The 18,119-nt window shown below is 58.5% G+C and carries 17 protein-coding genes; 7 read left to right on the forward strand and 10 right to left on the reverse strand.

Features of this window, described 5'->3' with window-relative positions; translation table 11 throughout:
- Positions 1-76: 76 nt before the first annotated feature.
- A complete protein-coding gene (locus JNX03_RS02640) occupies positions 77-1,132 on the forward strand; it encodes a zinc ABC transporter substrate-binding protein (protein ID WP_203210915.1) in 1,056 nt (351 codons plus the stop codon).
- Here JNX03_RS02640 and JNX03_RS02645 read toward each other — a convergent pair.
- Both JNX03_RS02645 and JNX03_RS02650 read right to left on the reverse strand, forming a co-directional pair.
- Positions 1,093-2,247 carry a Hint domain-containing protein gene (locus tag JNX03_RS02645; RefSeq protein ID WP_203210916.1) on the reverse strand — a complete coding sequence of 385 codons (1,155 nt, stop codon included), beginning with the start codon at positions 2,245-2,247 and terminating at the stop codon, positions 1,093-1,095. The two genes, JNX03_RS02640 and JNX03_RS02645, sit on opposite strands and share 40 nt — an antisense overlap.
- Before the next feature lie 236 nt (positions 2,248-2,483).
- On the reverse strand, positions 2,484-4,505 hold the full coding sequence (locus JNX03_RS02650; RefSeq protein ID WP_203210917.1) for a PhoX family protein: 2,022 nt from the start codon (positions 4,503-4,505) through the stop codon (positions 2,484-2,486).
- A 292-nt stretch (positions 4,506-4,797) separates the two neighbouring features.
- On the opposite strand from JNX03_RS02650, the gene JNX03_RS02655 reads away from it, so the two are divergent.
- The 3 genes from JNX03_RS02655 (at position 4,798) to JNX03_RS02665 (ending at position 7,286) form a co-directional block, all read left to right on the forward strand.
- Entirely contained in the window at positions 4,798-5,454 is a 657-nt protein-coding gene (locus JNX03_RS02655) for an ATP-dependent Clp protease proteolytic subunit (RefSeq protein ID WP_203210918.1), read from the forward strand.
- Between the two features lie 125 nt (positions 5,455-5,579).
- A complete protein-coding gene (gene clpX, locus JNX03_RS02660) occupies positions 5,580-6,848 on the forward strand; it encodes an ATP-dependent Clp protease ATP-binding subunit ClpX (RefSeq protein WP_203210919.1) in 1,269 nt (422 codons plus the stop codon).
- Positions 6,849-6,923: 75 nt separating this feature from the next.
- The gene (locus JNX03_RS02665) at positions 6,924-7,286 is read left to right on the forward strand and encodes a RidA family protein (RefSeq protein ID WP_203210920.1); all 363 of its coding nucleotides are present in this window, start codon (positions 6,924-6,926) and stop codon (positions 7,284-7,286) included.
- Positions 7,287-7,299: 13 nt separating this feature from the next.
- Here the strand turns inward: JNX03_RS02665 and JNX03_RS02670 are convergent, their stop codons facing one another.
- Positions 7,300-9,066 (reverse strand): FkbM family methyltransferase, encoded by a 1,767-nt coding sequence (locus JNX03_RS02670; RefSeq protein WP_203210921.1) that lies wholly within the window; start codon positions 9,064-9,066, stop codon positions 7,300-7,302.
- A gap of 171 nt (positions 9,067-9,237) precedes the next feature.
- Here JNX03_RS02670 and JNX03_RS02675 point away from each other — a divergent pair, with 171 nt between their 5' ends.
- Together JNX03_RS02675 and JNX03_RS02680 are read left to right on the forward strand one after the other, a co-directional pair.
- Positions 9,238-9,621, forward strand: coding sequence for an NADH:ubiquinone oxidoreductase subunit NDUFA12 (locus JNX03_RS02675; protein ID WP_203210922.1), 384 nt, complete (start codon positions 9,238-9,240; stop codon positions 9,619-9,621).
- Between the two features lie 42 nt (positions 9,622-9,663).
- The gene (locus JNX03_RS02680) at positions 9,664-10,017 is read left to right on the forward strand and encodes a DUF2155 domain-containing protein (protein ID WP_203210923.1); all 354 of its coding nucleotides are present in this window, start codon (positions 9,664-9,666) and stop codon (positions 10,015-10,017) included.
- Here JNX03_RS02680 and aat read toward each other — a convergent pair.
- Genes aat through accB form a run of 3 tightly spaced genes read right to left on the reverse strand, consistent with a single transcriptional unit; the run spans position 9,981 to position 12,483 of the window.
- Positions 9,981-10,616, reverse strand: a complete 636-nt coding sequence (gene aat / locus JNX03_RS02685) for a leucyl/phenylalanyl-tRNA--protein transferase (protein ID WP_203210924.1) — start codon at positions 10,614-10,616, stop codon at positions 9,981-9,983. The genes JNX03_RS02680 and aat overlap by 37 nt on opposite strands.
- A gap of 6 nt (positions 10,617-10,622) precedes the next feature.
- Positions 10,623-11,975: an acetyl-CoA carboxylase biotin carboxylase subunit gene (gene accC, locus JNX03_RS02690; RefSeq protein WP_203210925.1), complete on the reverse strand. Its 1,353-nt coding sequence runs from the start codon at positions 11,973-11,975 to the stop codon at positions 10,623-10,625.
- Positions 11,976-11,985: 10 nt separating this feature from the next.
- A complete protein-coding gene (gene accB / locus JNX03_RS02695) occupies positions 11,986-12,483 on the reverse strand; it encodes an acetyl-CoA carboxylase biotin carboxyl carrier protein (RefSeq protein ID WP_203210926.1) in 498 nt (165 codons plus the stop codon).
- 144 nt (positions 12,484-12,627) lie between these two features.
- On the opposite strand from accB, the gene JNX03_RS02700 reads away from it, so the two are divergent.
- Entirely contained in the window at positions 12,628-14,130 is a 1,503-nt protein-coding gene (locus JNX03_RS02700) for a class I adenylate-forming enzyme family protein (RefSeq protein WP_203210927.1), read from the forward strand.
- A 96-nt stretch (positions 14,131-14,226) separates the two neighbouring features.
- Here the strand turns inward: JNX03_RS02700 and JNX03_RS02705 are convergent, their stop codons facing one another.
- The 4 genes from JNX03_RS02705 to JNX03_RS02720 are packed head-to-tail and all read right to left on the reverse strand — an operon-like array spanning position 14,227 to position 18,019.
- Positions 14,227-14,979 carry an ABC transporter ATP-binding protein gene (locus JNX03_RS02705; protein WP_203210928.1) on the reverse strand — a complete coding sequence of 251 codons (753 nt, stop codon included), beginning with the start codon at positions 14,977-14,979 and terminating at the stop codon, positions 14,227-14,229.
- A gap of 11 nt (positions 14,980-14,990) precedes the next feature.
- The gene (locus JNX03_RS02710; protein ID WP_203210929.1) at positions 14,991-15,752 is read right to left on the reverse strand and encodes an ABC transporter ATP-binding protein; all 762 of its coding nucleotides are present in this window, start codon (positions 15,750-15,752) and stop codon (positions 14,991-14,993) included.
- Between the two features lie 11 nt (positions 15,753-15,763).
- On the reverse strand, positions 15,764-16,987 hold the full coding sequence (locus tag JNX03_RS02715) for a branched-chain amino acid ABC transporter permease (RefSeq protein ID WP_203210930.1): 1,224 nt from the start codon (positions 16,985-16,987) through the stop codon (positions 15,764-15,766).
- A 3-nt stretch (positions 16,988-16,990) separates the two neighbouring features.
- Positions 16,991-18,019, reverse strand: coding sequence for a branched-chain amino acid ABC transporter permease (locus tag JNX03_RS02720; RefSeq protein ID WP_203210931.1), 1,029 nt, complete (start codon positions 18,017-18,019; stop codon positions 16,991-16,993).
- Positions 18,020-18,119 lie beyond the last annotated feature (100 nt).

Genomic DNA, 18,119 nt, shown 5'->3' on the forward strand with positions numbered 1-18,119 from the left:
TTCTGAATTTTCCCTATTGATATGTTATAACATCCACGGTAGCAAGCGTGATATTATAACATTACCGGAGACCACCATGCGCCGCCTCAGCCTTTTGTTTTCATTGCTTGCCACGACCTCCTTTGCCGAAGTGCCGCGTGTGGCGACAGATATTGCTCCGGTGCACAGCCTCGTCGCGGCTGTCATGGACGGGGCAGGGGCGCCCGATTTGATAATTGCGCCCGGTGCCTCCCCCCATGGTTATGCCATGCGCCCCTCAGAGGCGCGCAATCTGGCCGCAGCGGACCTGGTGATCTGGGTTGGCCCCGGTCTGACACCGTGGTTGGCGGATCCGCTGGAAAGCCTTGCGGGTGATGCCGTGCATATGAGCCTGATGGATGTGGAGGGCACGCGGGTCTTGCCAGTGCGCGAAGGTGTTGGATTTGAGGACCACCACCATGACCATGGTTCCGAAGATCATCATGACGATCATGATGACCACGCCGATCACGATGACCACGCCGATCATGATGAGCACAAAGACCACGAGGAACACGATGGTCATGAAGCCCATGATGATCATGCGGACGACAGTAAACACGCCGATCATGACGACCACGACGACCACCACACGGGTGGCGTCGATCCGCATGCCTGGCTTGACCCGCTGAATGGCGCGGCTTGGGCGGTGGCGATTTCCGACCAATTGTCAAAGATGGATCCGGACAATGCCGCACTCTATCAAAAAAACGCACTCTCCCTGATGCAAAGCCTGCTGGCGCATGAGGCCAAAGCACAGGAGACATTTGCCCCGCTTCAAAACCGCCCCTTTGTCGTGCTCCATGATGCGTTCCAATACGTCGAAGCGCGATATGAACTGCATGCCGTGGCCTCGGTTCATGACACAGAGGCCGCCAGCCCCGGCGCGGCGCGTGTCGCACAATTGCGTGAGCATGTGCAGTCAGAGGGCGTGGTCTGTGCCTTTGCAGAGCCGCAGTTGAACCAAGCTTTGCTGGTTACTGTAACTGAAGGTATGCCCGTAAAAATCGGCACGCTCGATCCCTTGGGTGCAGATGTGCCGCTGGGCCGCTCTCATTATCTGGAAACGTTGAATCAACTCGCCGCAGACATGCAGGAATGTTTGGCAGAGTAGCGCCTTTCAAGCCCGGCACTGGCGGCAGTTTTTGCCGCCGGTGCCATTGGCCGATTTCTCTGATCTTTGTGGCTGACTTTCAGGCCTCCGGTCAGACTTTGTTGGACCTGCGCTTTCGCGTCTTGCATCTTCAGACACACCCGCGCGGTCGGTCCGTTCAGCGCCGCACCTTGATGTGGTGCCGCGCCAAATAGGGCTTTGACCCTGCGACGCTCCGCCTGTGTCATCCCGCTGATCACCATCTGCCCAAGCAGCAGGCTCTCTGCATAACAGCCGTTGGCGCGGACAATCTCATGGCGCCGGCAGGCAAAATGCACCCATGTGATCTGCGATCTGCCTGTCATGTACCGAATGCCCGCCAGACCGGTCAACGCTTTGGCGGGGACCAATGCGGGCCGTTCAAAAATCTCCATCAGTTGTCCGTTGGCGCCAACGAGGATGCGGTGTTGAGGTGAGACCACCAAATCCCGCTCTGGCAGGTTCGGACCCAAGGCCCCGGTCTGAATGAGAACCGGCAACCTGCCTTCCGCGAGAGACAAAAGGGTCTGGCCGCTGCAGCGCACCCATTGGATCTGTTGCGCACCATTGTCGGCCGTGATCACATGGTCCCCGGCGCGCAGGTCTTCGACAGGGCATTGCCCGGACGGCGTGTCAATCAGGGTTCCGGGGGCGTAACATGGCACGGTGCCTGCATTCGGATTGGCTTGCGCATAATAGGACGCTCCGCCATCGTCCGACTGCAAGCTGCCGGTCGCGGGGGGCGTGCCGATATCGGTGCTCGACTGGCCGGCTGCCGGACCATTGGTAGCATTCACAACCCGGCCTTCGAAAGAGATGAACTGAACCAAGGTTCCGGTGTCATCCACCAATGCCACACCGTCCTCGCTGCGAATGCCCGGCAGTCCGACAGAGGCATTGTCCAGAACGTAAACGTCCTGATTGCCGATGGTCGCCTGAAGGGAACCCATCCCGTAAGGGCCACTGAGGACACTGCCGAATTCGTCGTAGATATAAAGCGTGAAGCCGGACATGTCGGTACCGATTGGTACGGCGATCTCGACAAACTCATTGCCAATACCGCCCTGCGTGTCGAGCTCGGATATATAGGCGGTCATCGCGCAAACCCCATGTTGAGAGACCAGCCAACGATCAGGGCCGGCCGGAAAGCCTTGCAATGGGATCACCCGAATTTGTGTCTGAAATGCGAAAAGAGGCGGGCGCAGTTAGGTCAAATGGTGGTGTTTTTATTTGCATTTTCTCTTGTTTTGAGCGGCCAATTGGGAGTTTTGGAAAAAAGAAAAGCCCCGCCAAAACGGCGGGGCATAGGCTTCTGAAATGTCTTGGTTTGAATTCAAACGGCGATCTTGCCGCCACCTTTCTTTGTCACCACAACCACCGAGGGGCGCGGTGGCATCTTGGGGTCAAAGTCCGGCCAGCGGGTCGCGGGATCTTCAAAGGTTGAGGCCCGTTCAAACCCCTTGAGGTCTTTGGTGCCATCGGTGCCAGGGTGCTGCACGGCAAGGAACAATGTCTCGCCATCATCGGTGAAGTAGGGGCCGCACATCTCGCCGCCCACCGGGCAGCGGAAGAACAGCTTGGACGTGCCGCGCGCCGTGCCTTCGGTTTCCACCGCATACAGCCCGTCGGATTTGCCGGTCTTGCCCCATTTGCTGCCCTGATCGGTCGATACCCAAAGACGGCCGTCGGCATCAATGGCGCAATTGTCGGGCGATCCGAACCAGCCGTTTTCAGAGGTCTCGGGGTTCCACTGTGCGCCAACCTCGGAAACCGACGGATCGCCACATTTCACAAGGATGGACCAGGTGCCACGGGTTGCCGCGTGATCACCGCCGTCTTCCTTGATCTCGATGATATGGCCAAAGTCGCTTTTGCTGCGTGGGTTGGCAGTGTTGGTTTCCTTGCGTTTGTTGTTGTTTGTCAACATGATGTAGGCCGTGCCGTCGCCGCGCGGCTGCGCGTCTTCGGGGCGGTCCATCGGTGTCGCGCCCAAGAGATCCGCTGCAAGGCGCGTATCAATCAGCACGTCGCCCTGATCGTTAAACCCGTTTTCAGCCGTGAGCGGCCCCATGCCATGCACCAGCGGGAGCCAATGCACGGTGCCATCCTCATCAAAGCGTGCCACGTAAAGCGTGCCATCGCTTAAAAGTTTGGCATTGGCCGCGCGGTCCGCGGAGACAGAGCCGTTGGAGACATATTTGTACTGATAGTCAAAGCGGTTATCGTCGCCCATATAGACAACCAGCTTGCCATCGGTGCTGACAGTGGTTTCCGCGCCTTCATGGCGGAAACGCCCCAGCGCGGTATGTTTGACCGGTGTGGATGTGGGGTCCATCGGGTCCACTTCGACCACCCAGCCGAATTTATTCGGCATATTGGGTTCCTTGTCGATGTTGTAGCGGTCGTGGAACTTGCCCCAGGCATACCAGCGGCCCGGCACGCCGTAGCGTTTCTTCTGCGCGGCATCGTCATGCGCGCTCAGGTCCGGCTTGCCATCCGCATCCAGAACATCGGTCCAGAAATAGCCGTGAAAGTTTTCCTCGGCCATCAACCATGTGCCCCAAGGTGTCATGCCGCCCGCGCAATTGTTGATCGTGCCGATCACGTTCATACCAGCAGGATCATCGTTTGTTTTCATGCGCTTGTGACCCGCCGCAGGGCCAGACAGGGTCATTGCGGTGTTCAACGGTGTCACCCGGCGATTCATCTTGCCGTCCCGCACCACGGACCATTGGCCTGCTTCATCCTGCGCAATCTCGACCACGGTGCCACCATGGGCAGCCATCTCGATGCCGATCAATTCGGGCGTCATCCCTTCGAATCCGGCTTTGTCCTGACGGCCCAGACCGGGGAACATCACTTCTTCGTTGGTATATTCGTGGTTCACACACAGCAGGCCGCGTGTTCCAGCCTCGTTCAGCGGCACAAAGCCGACGTAATCGTTGTTGTAGCCAAACTGCTTGAGCTGGGCCTCGGCGGTCTGGTTCATCACGTCAAATTCGGGCGCATTCGCAAGCACCGGATCACCCCAACGCAGCAACACCTGGGCGCCATAGCCTTCGGCGACATGGTGGGTCTCGTCATTGCCTGCCGTCAGCTCTTCGAATTTGTAGCGGCTCTGCGCCTCGGCTGCGGAGGCCTCGTTCGGGGCCATCAAGGCCGAGCTGCCGAAAAGCGCGGTGGTGGCCGACACCCCAAGCATCCCGCGCAGAACATCGCGGCGGCCATAGCGGGCGTTGATCACATCGCCGATGGTGCGGCTCAGATTGGGATTTGTCGGGATATCATCAAAGGCCTCGAAGGCTTCGGCCTTGTTGCCGATGCTGGGGTCATTCAGGATGTCTTTGCGCGTCATGGCTTTTCCTATGGCTGCAGGTTGCGTTGCGCCCCTAGTGGCCCGTTTGTGTAATGGATTTATGTAGCTCAGATGTCAGTTTTGTTACCGCTGCAAAATTCGCCTCCAAGCGGCCGATGGCAGCCCGCCCGCGACATTTGACCCCCGCACAGCGCCAGTTGCAAGGCCGCGCAGCCTCGCCAATTGGACGTGGCGGGCAGAGCCCCCCTTGAACCCCCCAAGGGGCGAGACTAATCTCTGGGTAACGGTTTTGCGGGTATGGTCCTGCGGACATCTTAACAGGCAGGCATCAATGACAGATCCATACGAAACATACATGAACACGCTGGTCCCCATGGTGGTGGAGCAAACCAGCCGCGGCGAACGCGCCTATGACATTTTCTCGCGTCTGCTGAAGGAACGGATCATCTTTTTGTCCGGCCCGGTGCATGACGGCATGTCTTCGTTGATCGTGGCGCAGCTTTTGCACCTGGAGGCGGAAAACCCGTCGAAGGAAATTTCCATGTATATCAACAGCCCCGGCGGCGTTGTGACCTCGGGCCTGTCGATCTACGACACCATGCAATACATCAAACCCAAGGTCAGCACGCTGGTGATCGGGCAAGCGGCCTCGATGGGTTCGCTGCTGCTGACGGCGGGCGAGAAAGGCATGCGGTTCTCACTGCCCAACAGCCGTGTGATGGTGCACCAACCCTCTGGCGGCTATCAGGGGCAGGCGACGGATATCATGATCCATGCGCAGGAAACCCAGAAACTGAAAACCCGCCTGAACGAGATCTACGTCAAGCATACGGGCCAGACCCTCAAGAAAGTCGAAGAGGCGCTTGAGCGGGATAACTTCATGTCACCGGAGGACGCCAAAGACTGGGGCCTGATCGACGAGATTGTCGAAAGCCGCGGCAAGGCAGACGATCCGGACGCCCCCACAAAGGGCAAGGATGACAAGTAACACCTGAACCATCCGGCGCTGCGATTTTGCGATTGTAGCGCCGGTGCCTCTGGCCTAGGATCAGGGCCAACCACGCAGTCCCCAACGCAGGGGCAAATAAACACGAAAGACCTGAAAGGGTTGAGATGGCGAATAATTCCGGCGGCGACAGCAAAAACACCCTCTATTGCAGTTTTTGCGGCAAGAGCCAGCACGAGGTGCGCAAGCTGATTGCGGGGCCAACCGTTTTCATCTGCGATGAATGCGTTGAGCTCTGCATGGACATCATCCGGGAGGAAACCAAAGCATCGGGCCTCAAGGCAACCGATGGTGTGCCAACCCCCAAAGACATCTGCGAAGTGCTGGATGATTACGTGATCGGACAGGCGACAGCAAAACGTGTGCTGTCGGTCGCGGTGCACAACCATTACAAGCGCCTCAACCATGCCCAAAAGGGCGGCGATATCGAATTGGCCAAATCCAACATCTTGCTGATCGGCCCCACCGGCTGCGGCAAAACCTTGCTGGCTCAAACGCTGGCACGGATTTTGGATGTGCCCTTCACCATGGCCGATGCCACCACATTGACCGAAGCCGGTTACGTGGGCGAGGACGTTGAGAACATCATTCTCAAGCTGTTGCAGGCCTCTGAATACAACGTTGAACGTGCGCAGCGCGGCATCGTCTATATTGACGAGGTCGACAAGATCACCCGCAAGTCCGAAAACCCCTCCATCACCCGCGACGTGTCGGGCGAGGGCGTGCAGCAGGCCTTGCTGAAACTGATGGAAGGCACCGTGGCCTCCGTTCCGCCGCAGGGCGGGCGTAAGCATCCGCAGCAGGAATTCCTACAAGTGGACACCACGAACATCCTGTTCATCTGTGGCGGCGCATTCGCCGGTCTGGACCGGATCATCGCGGCGCGCGGCAAGGGCTCTGCCATGGGTTTTGGCGCGGATGTGCGCGACAATGATGACCGCGGCATCGGCGAGATTTTCACCGAGCTGGAACCGGAAGACCTGCTGAAATTCGGGTTGATCCCTGAATTCGTCGGCCGTTTGCCGGTGCTGGCGACTTTGGAAGATCTCGATGAGGACGCGCTTGTCACCATCCTGACCCAACCCAAGAACGCATTGGTCAAACAATACCAGCGCCTGTTTGAGCTGGAAGACACGCAGCTGACCTTCACCGAAGATGCGCTGTCGGCCATCGCCAAACGTGCCATCGAACGCAAAACCGGTGCGAGGGGCCTGCGCTCCATTCTCGAAGACATTCTGCTGGATACAATGTTCGAATTGCCGGGCCTTGATTCCGTGTCCGAAGTGGTCGTGAACGAGGAGGCCGTGAATTCGGACGCCGCGCCGCTGATGATCCATGGCAAGGAAGCCGAGAAAGAGCCGGCGACGGCGGGCTGATCCGTGATCAGCGGCTAACGATTTGAGGGCGGGCCTATGGGTCCGCCCTTTTTTAATTGAACGTGAGGAATTTCCATGACCATCAAACGCATTCACTCAGGCGGCGAATTTGAACCAAAGGTCGGCTATTGCCGTGCCGTTGTCGCAGGTGGCTTTGTGCATGTGGCGGGCACCGTCGGGCAGGGTGATAATGTGGTGGCACAATGCCGCCATGCCTTGCAGGTGATCAAAGCGGCGCTCACCGAGGCGGGCTGCAGCTTTGCCGATGTGATCCGAGTCACTTACATGCTGCCGGACCGCCATGAATTCGAACCTTGCTGGCCGATCCTCGCCGAGACATTTGGCGCCAACCCACCGGTGGCCACGATGATCGAATGCGGGCTGATCGACCCGAAATACCGGATCGAGATTGAGGTGACGGCGCTTTTGCCGGATTGATCAAATCGCCCCCTCAGGCGACCTCCTCAAATCCTTTTCCCAGCTCCTTGCTGACCTCTGCCGGCTTCAGAGAGGGCCATTTCTTGGCGGTCTGACCGATGAAACCTGCCGCAGTCAGCTCGTCCTGAACAGCGGGCATGTTCAGTTCTCCCATCCACAGGCGCGGCTTGGCCGGGCCGACAGGTTTCCATGATCGGGCCAGTTGTGTCACCGTCACGGGGGGCTTGCCGAGGAACGCGGTCAAATGCCGCTCCAACTGCCGCGTGGCGCCGGAGGGGCGGCGCACCACCATCGCAACCTCCGCTGCCGGATCGGCGACCATGGCCAGCAGATGCAGCGCCGACCCTTCGGCGGCGATCACCTTGCGGGCGGCTTTGTATGTTGCGATCTGGCTTGTGAGATCATGTTTTTCCGGGTGGTAGATCGTGTAACCCTCAGCCTCCAGATAGGTCTCTAGCTGCTTTTCTCCCAGCAGATTACCGCGACCCGAGGGCAGGGCGCTGCGGCTGATATAAAGCTTCTCCGGCCCGTCCGCAGCGATATCTTTGGCAAAATGCCCTTGGATCGCGTCTTGGTAGTTCTGGGTGCCTTCGATCATCGTGCCAAGGCCAAAGCCCTGACCGGGGATCACAAGCTGTTCCACCTGTTCTGGTTTGTCAGCGCAGACAACCGGCACATCGCAGCCCATCAGATCAATGAATACCTTCTGAAAATCAGCGACTTCGCTGCCATTGCGCGGGCGTTTGGGGACGAACAGGATACCATCGATCTCACCCTTCAACGCGGGCAAGGCCCAAAGGCGGCTGGTGCTTTCCACCAGAAAATGCCCGAAATGCATCCACAGGACGCCGCCCCAAAGCCAGCGCCCCTTGCGCAGCGGTAGATCACCCTTCGGCATCGGCGGTTCAACCGTCAGCGCCCGCCCGTTGCGCCACAGGGCGCCCGTGGGGCAATAGCGGCCATCCTCATGCAGAATGCCAGCCTCCTGTACAAAATCCTGCTCCGCAGGGGGCACCACAATCGCCTGCGGCACCTCGCGCATCTCGCGGGTCCAGCCACGATCCGGCTTGGGCGGGCTGAGCTCTTCATCATAAATGCAGGTCCAGACATGGCGCGTGCAATGTTCCGGCACCTGCGCAAATCCGGCTTGCCGCAGGATGCTTTTGCATTCGCGCATGCCGTCCTTGCCATAGGCCTCGGGATGAAATTCGATGACAACCGCACGAATGCCGGTCAGATCGGCGTGGCGCAGAAAATCCAGCTCGCCACCTTCGATGTCCATCAGCAGCACATCAGGGGCAAATTCGGCATGCACACGGGCGTAGTCCGCTGTCGGCACATCGACGCGTGTGGTGGAACGTTTGTCACTGTCGATGAGAGAGGAGCCGAGATAGGAATTGCGGATGTGAAAAGCCATCGTCTGAGGCGCATCCGGCGCAGAGATCAGGACCTCGTTGCGCACCTCGATCACTTGTTCCAGCTTGTTAAGCCGATAAAGCGCGTTGATATGTTCGATCAACCCCGGATTTGCCTCAAAGGATAACACCTTGGAAGGTTTGCCATTTTTCGCGGCAATCGCCCCAACCAGACCAATCCCCGCACCCATCTCAAGAATGTTGTCGCCGGGGCGGATCACATCCAATGCACCGGCAATTTCCTGCCCCTCGTAACGCGCTGCATTGATCCGCTCAGCGCGGGTGGGGGTCATCATCGGGCTGTCGGGCACTTTCACGCCATGACATTCCGCCACATGCAGCGGTTTCGAAGGGGTGCCTGCCATCGGTATTATCTCCGTTTTGGAAACAATACGGCGAATGTTTGCGCGATCCAAAGGGATTTAACCGGCAAATTGACCAAGTTTTATGGCGGGAGTCTTTGCTGCAACACCATAGGTTACTGGACGCCGCCGCGGCCATGGTGCATAACCCGAACAACAAGAGCGGAGACCGTCATGGGCATTCTCAACACAATTTTCCGGGCTCTCACTTGGTGGGATGGCCAGACCTTGAACACACAGCTTTTCACTTGGCGCAAAGGCACCAAAGTGGGCGAGGATGATCAGGGCAATATTTACTACCGCAACCATGACGACAGCAAACGCTGGGTGATCTACAACGGTGACATGGAGGCAAGCCGCGTCAGCCCCGATTGGCATGGCTGGCTGCACCACACCTGGAATGAAACGCCCAGTGACCGCCCATTGGTGCACAAGCCATGGGAAAAGCCCCATGTTGAAAACCTGTCTGGCACCGAGATGGCCTATGCACCTGCAGGGTCAATCCGGCGCCAGAAACCCGCAGACCGGGGCGATTACGAAGCATGGAGCCCTGAGTAACCGGTATTTGCGTTTCCGGCGCGATGCGGTGAGGTGGCTAAAATGTTGAAATACCTAGCAGTATTGACCTGTCTGGCGGCGCCTTTGGCCGCCCAAGAGGTGACAAGTGCCTCTGGCGGTGTCCTGCGGGCGCTCGACAAGGTATCGGGCCAGACCACAGATATTGATATTGGCGTTGGCAACGCCGTGCGGTTCGGCAATTTGCAGATCGTGATGGCCGACTGCCGCTATCCGGCGGGCAACCCGTCCGGCAATGCTTATGCCGCCTTGGAAATCTCCGAAGCGGGCAAGGCCGGGACGCTTTTTTCCGGCTGGATGATTGCCTCCGCGCCTGCGCTTTCGGCGCTGGAACATGCCCGTTACGACGTTTGGGTCATCCGCTGCACAACCTCATAAAGACTGGCCACCGGCGGCGCATCAAAGCGGGCTTTCACCTCTTTGGCGCGATCAAGGCGGGCGTGATACTCCGCGCGGGTGATCTCTTGCGCACCAAGTGACGCCAGATGATCGGTCAAAAATTGCGCATCAAAAAGCACAAAGCCTGCCTGCCGCAACCGATCCACCAACACAGCCAGCGCCATTTTTGATGCATTGGTGCGCCGCGAAAACATGGATTCGCCGAAGAAGGCGCCGCCCAATTTGACACCGTAAACCCCGCCCACAAGCGTCTGATCTTCCCATATCTCAATGGAATGGGCGTGACGTTTGAGATGTAACGCGTTGTAAAGGCCAAAGATTTCATCGTTGATCCAGGTATCTGCACGATCTGCGCAGCCCTCAACCACTCCGGCAAAATCTTCATCCACGCTGGCGCGAAACGGCGAGCGACGCATCGCCTTTGCCAGTGACCGGGACAGATGAAACCCGTCCAGCGGCATCACTCCGCGCCGCCGCGGGTCGACCCAGAAAATCTCCGGGTCGTCGCGGTGTTCGGCCATCGGAAAAATCCCGATGGAATAGCCATGCAGCAGCAGTTCCGGCGTCAGCTCGGACATTGCAGATCAGGCATCGCCGAGATTGGTTTCCAGCCAGTGTTCCAGCCAGTGAATGTTGTACCCGCCGGACTGGATGTCCTCTTCCTGCAACAGCGCATGGAAAAGCGGCACCGTGGTATCAACACCATCGACGATCAGCTCGCCCAAGGCACGTCCAAGACGCGCCAGTGCCTCGGGCCGGTCACGGCCATGCACGATCAGCTTGCCGATCAGGCTGTCGTAATAGGGCGGGATCGAATAGCCATCATAAAGCGCCGAATCCATCCGCACACCCAGACCGCCGGGGGCGTGATATTGGGTGATGCGTCCGGGGCAGGGGCGGAAATCAGGCAGTTTTTCTGCGTTGATGCGCACTTCGATGGCATGGCCATTGATGGTCAGATCATCCTGGCCAAAGGACATATCCATGCCGCTGGCCACGCGGATCTGCTCGCGCACCAGATCAACACCAAAGATCGCCTCGGTCACAGGGTGTTCGACCTGCAAACGGGTGTTCATCTCGATGAAATAAAACTCGCCGTTCTCATAAAGAAACTCGATGGTGCCCGCGCCGATATAGTTGATGTCAGCCATGGCATCGGCGCAAACCTTGCCGATCCGCGCGCGTTCTTCGGCGGAAATGGCGGGGCCGGGTGCCTCTTCAAAGACCTTCTGGTGGCGGCGCTGCAAGGAACAATCGCGTTCCCCCAGATGCACGGCCTTGCCTTTGCCATCACCAAACACCTGAATTTCGATGTGGCGCGGTGTGGTCAGGTATTTTTCGATATACACTTCGTCATTGCCGAAGTTCGACTTGCCCTCGGCCCGCGCGGTCTGGAAGGCTTTTTCCATGTCCGCTGCGGTTTCGGCCACTTTCATGCCCTTGCCGCCGCCGCCTGCCGTGGCTTTGATGATGACCGGATACCCGATCTCTTCGCCCAGTTTTTTCGCTTCTTCGAGGTTGGCCACGCCGCCCTCGGATCCGGGCACACAAGGCACGCCCAGTTTTTTCATCGTGTCCTTGGCAGTGATCTTGTCACCCATGACGCGGATATGCTCCGCCGTGGGGCCGATAAATGTCAGGTCATGATCTTCGATGATCTGCACAAATCCGGCGTTCTCGGACAGAAAGCCATAGCCGGGGTGGATCGCCTCGGCGCCGGTGATCTCACAGGCGGCGATGATCGCGGGAATGGACAGGTAGGATTGGCTGGATGAAGGCGGACCGATGCAGACAGATTCGTCCGCCATCCGCACATGCATCGCGTCACTGTCGGCGGTGGAATGCACCGCAACCGATTGAATGCCCATTTCGCGGGCCGCACGGATCACGCGCAGGGCGATCTCTCCGCGGTTGGCAACGAGGATCTTGTTGAACATCTGGGCGCCCTTATTCGATGATCACAAGCGGCGCACCAAATTCGACGGCATCGCCATCGCCCACCAGAATGCGCTTGATTGTGCCCGCCTTGGGGGCTGGAATGTGGTTCATCGTTTTCATCGCCTCAACGATCAAAAGCGTATCTCCTTCAGAGACACTTGCGCCAACCGTGATAAACGCCGGTGCGCCCGGTTCACCTTGCATATAAACGGTCCCGACCATGGGGGAGGTCACGGCGCCCGGATGGCTGGCCGGATCTGCAGGTTCTTCTGCGGAAGCGGCGGCAGTCGGGGCCGCAGCGGCGGGCGCAGCGGCCATCGGTGCTGCAGCCTGCATCTGTTGCGGTGCCACGATCTGTTGGGGTGGCTTGCGGCTGACCCGCACATTGAGGCTGTCATCCTCGGCGTAATCGCGTTTGACCTGCAGTTCGGTCAGGTCATTTTCGTTCAGCAGCTCGGCCAAGGCCTTGATAAAGGCCACATCAGCGTCATGGGTGTTCTTAGTCATTTTTTTCCTCAACACTTCTTTTGTGCAGGCACCGAAAGTGCCGTGACGTTTTTTCGCTTATATGCCATGGGCCTCCCCATGGAAAGCCGCCAGTTGCAGCCTCAATAAAGGCTTGGCATGGTGGGATTCAAAGGGGACGTTTTCATGAATCTCGACCATTGGTTGATCCGCACCGCTGCGGCCATGCCGGATTGGCCCGCTGTATTTGAGGGGCGGGACCAGATTTGTGACTATGCGGGACTGAACGCCCGCGCCGGTGCGCTGGCCGCTTGGCTGATCACGCAGGGCGTTGCGCCGGAGGACCGGGTCGCGATCTTCATGAAAAATGTGCCAGATTATCTGGTGGTTCTTTATGGCATCTGGCGCTGCGGCGCGGCGGCGGTGCCCATCAATGCCAAGCTGCACGGCCGTGAGGCGGCGTTCATCATTGAGGATGCCGGTGCCAAGTTGGTATTTGCCAGCCCGGAGTTGTCGCAGGGTCTGAGGGAGGCGGACAGCGCAGCGCAGGTTGTCACCATTACCGAGGAGGATTTCGAGGCCGCCATGGCCGCCCCGCCCATGCTGAACCCGGTGGATCGCACAGCGGATGATCTGGCATGGCTGTTCTATACCTCCGGCACCACGGGCAAGCCCAAGGGCGTGATCATCACCCATGGCATGTTGATGTCGATGGCGCTGTGCTATGAGGCGGACGTCGATCCGGTGCGCGCGGAGGACGCAACGCTTTATGCCGCCCCGATGAGCCATGGTGCAGGGCTTTATGCCCTGATGCATGTGGCCAAGGGGGCAGCGCATATCTGCCCGGCGTCTGGCGGGTTTGATCCGGCGGAAATCCTTGATCTGGCCGCGCATTTCGGATCGGTTCACATGTTCGCTGCGCCCACGATGGTCAAACGGATGACCGATTACGCCAAGGGCGCAGGCCTGCGCGGGCGGGGGCTGCGCACCGTCGTCTATGCGGGCGGCCCGATGTACAATGCCGATATTATTGAGGCTGTAGACCAGTTTGGTCCGGTCTTTGTGCAGATCTACGGGCAAGGAGAATGCCCTATGGGGATCACCGCCCTGTCCCGCGCCGATGTGGCAGACCGCAGCCGCGCTGACTGGCAAAAGCGGCTGGCCTCCGTTGGACGGGCGCAATCGGCGGTCGAGATTCGCATTGGGGATGCAGGCGGGCAACCATTGCCCAGCGGATCACAAGGTGAGATCATGGTGCGCGGCGCAACGGTCATGCCCGGCTATTGGCAAAACCCCGAGGGCAGCGCCAAAGCCCTGAAAGACGGCTGGCTGATGACCGGTGACATGGGGTTTCTGGACGATCAAGGCTACCTGACCCTCCAGGACCGCAGCAAGGACGTCATCATCACCGGTGGGTCAAACGTCTATCCACGCGAGGTAGAGGAGGTCTTGCTGACCCATCCAATGATCAGCGAAGCGGCCGTTGTCGGACGACCCCATGCAGAATGGGGCGAAGAGGTGATTGCCTTTGTCGTCGGGGATGCCGATGCCGCGGCGCTGGATGCGCTTTGCCTGAACGAGATTGCGCGGTTCAAACGGCCCAAACGCTATCACCACCTGCCGGAATTGCCCAAGAACAACTATGGCAAAGTCCTCAAGACCGAGTTGCGCAAGCTGTTGGAGGGGTAGAGGCGCGCAGGCGATGGCCCACCGGCCAACAAAAAAAGCAGCAGGCGGACCTGCTGCTTAGTTGGGGGTAATTTCAGGCCTCAGCCAATGCCAAGATCAGATTGCGAGGTATTCCGCCCGCAGCTCTGCGTTGTTCAGAACCTCTTCGGCCGTGCCGTCAAAAACGATCCCGCCGGTATCAAGGATCACAGCGCGGTCGGCCAGCTTCAGGGCGCGAACGGCGTTTTGTTCAACCAGGATCGTGGTGATCCCCTGTTCCTTGATCAGGCCCAGTGTCTTTTCAATCTCGTCCACAATCACCGGCGCGAGACCTTCATAGGGTTCATCCAGCAATAGCACTTTGATGTCCCGGGCCAGGGCGCGGGCGATGGCCAACATCTGCTGTTCGCCGCCTGAAAGCGTGACGCCCTCTTGGTTTTTCCGCTCGCCGAGGCGGGGGAAAAGATCATACAGACGATCCAGTGACCAACCCACCGGTGGCGCGATCTGGGCCAGTTTGAGGTTTTCCTCAACCGTCAGGCCGGGGATGATCCGGCGGTCTTCGGGCACCAATGCAAGACCGGCGGCAGAGGCCTGATGGCTGGCCATCTTGTGCAGGGGCTGGTGGTCCAGCCAGATCTCGCCATGCTGCACCTCGGGTTCGCTCAGACGGGCGATGGCCCGCAGGGTGGAGGTCTTGCCCGCGCCGTTGCGGCCCAGCAGGGCAAGGATTTCACCCTCATGGACGTTAAAGGTCACGCCTTGCACGATATAGCTTTCGCCGTAGTAGGCATGCAGATCCCAGACCGACAGAAAGGCGGGTGCGGTGGCGGCGTGATTGGCGTTGCGGTTCAGTGTTGCGGTGTTCATTTTTCTGATCCTTATGCCGCTTGGGTTTCGCCAAGGTAGGCTTCGCGCACCTTGGGATGACCCTTGATCTTGTCAGGTGTGTCTTCCACCAGCGGCGTGCCCTGTGCCAGAACGGTGATCCGTTCGGCCAGTGAGAACACCACATGCATGTCGTGTTCGATGATGGCGATGGTGATGTCGCGCTCTTCCTTGATCCGTTTGAGCAGATCAATGGTGTTGTTGGTATCCGCCCGCGCCATGCCCGCCGTTGGCTCATCCAGCAACAGCAAACGTGGATCCTGCGCCAGACACATCGCAATTTCCAAGCGCCGCTTGTCACCGCGTGACATGGAGGCGGCGTGCATCTCGCGTTTGTCGATCATGTTCATATCGACCAGCATTTCTTCGGCCTTGGCAACGATCTCCTGCTCATTGGCGATGGTTTCCAGTGCATGCATCCGGAACGCGCCATCGCGTTTGGCAAAGCAGGGGATCAACATGTTTTCCATCACCGTCAGATCGCCGAAGATCTCGGGTGTCTGGAACACGCGGCTGATGCCCATCTGGTTGATCTCAAAGGGTTTGCGGCCCAGAACCGATTGCCCGTCAAACATCACCGATCCGGTGTCAGGGATCAATTTGCCGACCAAACAGTTCAGCAAGGTGGACTTGCCCGCGCCGTTCGGTCCGATGATCGCATGCACGGTGTTTTCTTCCACGTTGAGGTTCACATCCCCCAGCGCTTGCAACCCGCCAAACCGTTTGCCGACATTCTTGACTTCTAGAATTGCCATTGTTTCGTTCCTTATTCAGCTGCGGGGTTGCGCTGTTTGGCGGCTTTCGCCTCAGCGTCGGCGGATTTTGCGTCCTTGCGGCGGAAGGTGGCCCCGATTTTCTCAGCGCCCTGCACAAGGCCGCCAGGCAGGAAGATCACAACCATCATGAACAGCAAGCCAAGGGTCAGGTGCCAGCCCTTGCCCACGAAGGGGTGGACGATGGTGACCATGAAATCCTCGATGCCATCGGGCAGGAAGGAGAACCAGCTGTGCAACACGTTGTCGTTGATCTTGGCAAAGATGTTCTCAAAGTACTTGATGAAGCCCGCGCCCAGAACCGGACCGATCAAGGTGCCTGCGCCGCCGAGGATCGTCATCAGAACCACCTCGCCAGAGGCGGTCCATTGCATCCGCTCCGCGCCCGACAGCGGATCCATGGAGGCCATCAGACCGCCCGCAAGGCCGGCATACATGCCAGAGATCACAAAGACCGCCAGAGTATAGGGCTTGGTGTTCAGACCGGTGTAGTTCATCCGCTGCTGGTTCGATTTCACCGCCCGCAGCATCAGCCCGAAAGGTGAGCGGAAGATACGGATCGCCAGATAGAACATGCAGATCAGCACCAGCGCACAGAAATAGTAACCAAAGTTGAAGTCAAAGCTCCATGCACCGACATCCAATGTATAGGTCGACTGCATCTTTTGGCCAAAGAGGTGCGGAATGTCCGGTTTCGCGGCGCTGTGGAAAAACTGCGGATCGGAGGTATAGACCTGCAGGCCCGTTTCGCCATTGGTGATCGGCGTGCCGACAAAGCGGCCGATCAGATCCGAATAGGCAATCGCAAACAGCATCTGTGCAAAGGCCAGTGTCAGGATCGAAAAGTAGATCCCTGAGCGGCGCAACGAGATATAGCCGATCAGCAGGGCAAAGAAGGCCGAAACAATGACCGACAGGATCATTCCGGGAATGATGTTGTAGCCCAGCAGCTTGAACATCCAGACCGCCGAGTAGGATCCGATCCCCAGAAAGGCCGCATGGCCAAAGCTGAGATAACCGGTCAGACCAAACAGCAGGTTAAAACCGATGGCAAAGATGCCAAAGATCGCAAACCGCTGCATCAGGTCCGGATAGCCTGCATTAAACTGCGCCATGGCAGAACCGGCAGGAAATGGGTTGAGGAGGAAAGGGGCGAACAGCGCCAGGCAGATCACAATGATCAACAACTGGGTGTCGTGTTTTTTGAGTCCGAGCATTGTTTATTCCTCCATCACGCCTTTGCGGCCCATCAGGCCCCGCGGACGTGTCAGCAAGATGATGATAGCAACCACGTAGATGATGATCTGGTCGATACCGGGCAGAATGTTTTTGATTTCGTTCATGGAGGCGAGGCTTTCGAGGATACCCAGCATAAAGCCAGCCAGAACCGCGCCGGGCAGGGAGCCCATGCCGCCGACGACCACAACCACGAAGCTCAGGACGAGAAAATCCATACCCATGTGGTAATTGGGCGAGTTGATCGGCGCGTACATCACACCTGCCAATCCCGCGACCGCCGCCGCGATGCCGAACATGATGGTGAACCGGCGGTCAATGTCGATGCCCAGAAGGCCCACAGTTTCCCGGTCAGCCATGCCTGCGCGCACCACCATGCCAAAGGTTGTGAACTGCAGGAAGGCAAAGACAGCACCGATGATCAGCACAGAAAAGCCAAAGTAGACCAAACGCCAGTAGGGATAAGCGAGCGAGCTGTCGAGCCCCAGCAAGGGGCCAAAGTCAAAGCTGCCAACAAAGGCAGAAGGCGCGGGGGTCGGGATCGGGTTGGCGCCGTAGAAATACTTGATGACCTCCTGCAGCACGATGGCAAGGCCAAAGGTCACGAGGATCTGATCAGCGTGGGGACGTTTGTAGAAGTGTTTGATCAGGCCCCGTTCCATGACAAAGCCGACAAACAGCATTACCGGTATCGCCAGCAGGATCGCCAGAGGCACCGCCCAGTCGATGATGGAAGCGCCCACCTCGGGGCCAAACCAGCTTTCGACATAGGGGGTTTTGATCTTGAGCGGATTGCCGAGAAAGTCCTTCTCGGTTTCCGACAGCGTTTCCGAGCTGAGCGTCAGAATACGCTGGAGGGTAACGGAGCAGAACGCACCAATCATAAAGATTGCACCATGGGCGAAGTTCACCACCCCCAGCGTGCCGAAAATCAACGTAAGGCCCAGAGCGATCAACGCATAGGCGGATCCCTTATCCAGGCCGTTCAGGAATTGAAGAATGATTGCGTCCATGGTCCCCACCTCTTGCAATGCGTCATTACGCAGGCAGGTCGCGCCCGGCGTAACGGTATGGGACAGGGCGCATCAAACGGAATGCGCCCTGTAGTCGTTG

The sequence above is a fragment of the Sulfitobacter mediterraneus genome, assembly GCF_016801775.1.
Classification (GTDB): Bacteria; Pseudomonadota; Alphaproteobacteria; order Rhodobacterales; family Rhodobacteraceae; genus Sulfitobacter; species Sulfitobacter mediterraneus_A.

Excerpts from the sequence above, each read along its gene's own strand:
- JNX03_RS02715 (WP_203210930.1), bottom strand. The coding sequence starts at position 16,987 with ATGCTCGGACTCAAAAAACACGACACCCAGTTGTTGATCATTGTGATC.
- JNX03_RS02700 (WP_203210927.1), top strand. The coding sequence starts at position 12,628 with ATGAATCTCGACCATTGGTTGATCCGCACCGCTGCGGCCATGCCGGAT.
- JNX03_RS02680 (WP_203210923.1), top strand. The coding sequence starts at position 9,664 with ATGTTGAAATACCTAGCAGTATTGACCTGTCTGGCGGCGCCTTTGGCC.
- accB (WP_203210926.1), bottom strand. The coding sequence starts at position 12,483 with ATGACTAAGAACACCCATGACGCTGATGTGGCCTTTATCAAGGCCTTG.
- JNX03_RS02705 (WP_203210928.1), bottom strand. The coding sequence starts at position 14,979 with ATGAACACCGCAACACTGAACCGCAACGCCAATCACGCCGCCACCGCA.
- JNX03_RS02665 (WP_203210920.1), top strand. The coding sequence starts at position 6,924 with ATGACCATCAAACGCATTCACTCAGGCGGCGAATTTGAACCAAAGGTC.
- aat (WP_203210924.1), bottom strand. The coding sequence starts at position 10,616 with ATGTCCGAGCTGACGCCGGAACTGCTGCTGCATGGCTATTCCATCGGG.
- JNX03_RS02645 (WP_203210916.1), bottom strand. The coding sequence starts at position 2,247 with ATGACCGCCTATATATCCGAGCTCGACACGCAGGGCGGTATTGGCAAT.
- accC (WP_203210925.1), bottom strand. The coding sequence starts at position 11,975 with ATGTTCAACAAGATCCTCGTTGCCAACCGCGGAGAGATCGCCCTGCGC.
- JNX03_RS02670 (WP_203210921.1), bottom strand. The coding sequence starts at position 9,066 with ATGGCAGGCACCCCTTCGAAACCGCTGCATGTGGCGGAATGTCATGGC.
- JNX03_RS02650 (WP_203210917.1), bottom strand. The coding sequence starts at position 4,505 with ATGACGCGCAAAGACATCCTGAATGACCCCAGCATCGGCAACAAGGCC.
- JNX03_RS02640 (WP_203210915.1), top strand. The coding sequence starts at position 77 with ATGCGCCGCCTCAGCCTTTTGTTTTCATTGCTTGCCACGACCTCCTTT.
- JNX03_RS02710 (WP_203210929.1), bottom strand. The coding sequence starts at position 15,752 with ATGGCAATTCTAGAAGTCAAGAATGTCGGCAAACGGTTTGGCGGGTTG.
- JNX03_RS02675 (WP_203210922.1), top strand. The coding sequence starts at position 9,238 with ATGGGCATTCTCAACACAATTTTCCGGGCTCTCACTTGGTGGGATGGC.
- clpX (WP_203210919.1), top strand. The coding sequence starts at position 5,580 with ATGGCGAATAATTCCGGCGGCGACAGCAAAAACACCCTCTATTGCAGT.
- JNX03_RS02655 (WP_203210918.1), top strand. The coding sequence starts at position 4,798 with ATGACAGATCCATACGAAACATACATGAACACGCTGGTCCCCATGGTG.
- JNX03_RS02720 (WP_203210931.1), bottom strand. The coding sequence starts at position 18,019 with ATGGACGCAATCATTCTTCAATTCCTGAACGGCCTGGATAAGGGATCC.